Below are 2,306 nucleotides of genomic sequence, written 5' to 3'. Positions count from 1 at the left end.
TCCCCTTTTGTTTAAATCAATTATACAATTTCTCGGACAGAGTTCACAAATAACCTTCTTATTATTAAGACTTCTATAAAACATTGCTTCTTTTAAAAAAAGATTAGTTTTTTCCATAAAAAGAGTTAATAAAATTAAACAAAACATTAATAATAATAAAAAAAAATTCTCAAAAGTCAATTATAACTTATGTAATTTCAGTAATTTATATTTAAAAACCATATGAAAATCTCTATTATTTTCTTTGTTTCCACAAATTCGTTAGAAGATTTTAAAAAGACGAAAAGAAAGAGATGGTAGAAAAAATATCCTTGAAAACTGTTTTTGTAATCATCAAAAATTAGGGCATTAAAATTTCTTGAAAAATTAAGGAAATTTATTAAAATAAAAATTATGATTTTGGTGTATCCGGAAATTAGGGAAAATCAAATAAAAAGGGTTAGTTTTGAATTATGTGTCCTTGCTTATTCTTTGGCTAAGGAGTTAAAGGAAACAATAGGGTTATTTCTTTTGTCTGCTAATCCGAAAGATTATATTTCTTCTTTTAAAAACTTTGGGATAGATAAATTTTTTCTTTACGAAGAAGATAACCAACTCACCTCTTTAGAAGTTGTTGAAATTATTTCCTCTTTAATTAAAAAGGAAAAAATTTCTCTTTTACTTCTACCGGCAACAATTAAGGGAAAAGAACTTGGACCAATCTTGGCAACCTATTTTCAAAAGCCCTTTTTTCAGGATATTATTTCTTTAGAAGTTATTGATAATAAATTTAAAATCACTAAACCAATTTATGCGGGTAAAGTAATTTCGGAGATTATCTTAGAAAGAGATTTTCCATTGTTTTTCTCTATCCGACCGAAGGCAATTAGTGTGGCTGAAGGCGAAATTTCCGAACCAGAAATTATTGAGATTGACAAAGTGGATACGGAAAAAAGGGTCAAGATACTGGATTTTGTAAAGAAATTAACAAGTAAAATTGATTTACAAGAGGCTGATATTGTTGTTTCCGGCGGTCGGGGAATGAAGGCAGCAGAGAATTTTAAAATTTTAGAAGAGTTGGCAAGTCTTTTGAATGCTGCGGTCGGTGCTTCACGGGCAGCAGTAGATGCTGGCTGGCGAGACCATTCTGACCAAGTAGGTCAGACCGGAAAAATAGTCGCACCAACTTTGTATATTGCCTGTGGTATTTCTGGCGCTATTCAGCATCTCGTAGGAATGATTAACTCGAAAGTAATTGTGGCGATTAATAAAGATAAAGAGGCAAATATCTTTAAAGTTTGTGATTACGGAATTGTTGGCGATTTATTTGAGATTGTTCCGCTATTAATTAATGAAATTAAGAAGTTAAAGGAGTAAAATTATGAATATTAATACTTGTATCCAATGTGCCCGTTGTACAAGTTCTTGTCCGGCAAGTAGAAGTAATTTAAATATTAGAAGATTGATGTATTTAGAGCAAATTTCTTTAAAAGAACTTCCCGAAAGAGATAGATTGGCAATTTGGGAATGTACAACCTGCCAGACCTGTTCTCTAAGATGTCCAAAAGATTGTCAGCCGATGGATTTGGTTTTAAATTTAAGAAGGGCAGAAATTGAAAAAGGTCGGATAGAAGAAAGTATTATTCAAGCATTAGAAAGTACTTACCTTTTTGGCAATCCCTGGCAAAGGGCAAGGGAAAAAAGGATTGAGTGGAATAAAGAATTAAATGTGAGAGTAATAAAAGAAGGTGAAGAAGTGGAGAATCTACTTTTTATTTGCTGTACTATCCATTATGATACAAGGTTTTTTAATCTCTTAAAGAATTTTGTTTCTCTTTTAAGAAAACTAAATATTGATTTTGGAATAATTGGCGAAGAAGAAAATTGTTGTGGTAGCGAGATAAAAAGGTTAGGTGAGGAAGGTCTATTTTTAGAATTAAAACAAAAAAATGAAGAGATAATTAATAGAATAAAGAAAAAAAGGATAATAACTTTATCTCCCCATTGTTATAACGTGTTAAAGAAAGATTATGCCTTAAATACTGAGATTTATCATTATACCCAATTTTTATATGAAATAAAAGATAAAATAGATAATTTTATCAAAAGGGATAATAAGAAAATTATCTATCATGACCCTTGTTTTTTAGGTAAACAGAATAAGATTTTTGATGAGCCAAGAGAATTATTAAGATTATCTACCGATAATTTGATTGAATTTGACCAGAGAAGAGAGAATTCTTTATGTTGCGAAGGAGGCGGAGGTCGGATGTGGATTGAAAAGAAAGGAAAAGAGAGATTAGCAGAGATAAGGGTAAGGGAGGCAA

2 protein-coding genes are annotated in these 2,306 nt (G+C 30.7%); both read left to right on the top strand.

Annotated features, from left to right (window positions below; genetic code table 11):
• The first annotated feature begins 393 nt into the window (after positions 1-393).
• Complete coding sequence (locus ABIK75_02810; GenBank protein MEO0090020.1) at positions 394-1,356, top strand: electron transfer flavoprotein subunit alpha/FixB family protein; 963 nt, start codon at positions 394-396, stop codon at positions 1,354-1,356.
• A 4-nt stretch (positions 1,357-1,360) separates the two neighbouring features.
• The coding region (locus ABIK75_02805) for a (Fe-S)-binding protein (GenBank protein MEO0090019.1) at positions 1,361-2,306 on the top strand (946 nt) is incomplete at its 3' end.

It is taken from the genome of candidate division WOR-3 bacterium, from assembly GCA_039801725.1.
Taxonomy (GTDB): domain Bacteria; phylum Hydrothermota; class Tepidihabitantia; order Tepidihabitantales; family DTDR01; genus DTDR01.
This window is presented reverse-complemented; position numbering and strand designations above follow the sequence as displayed.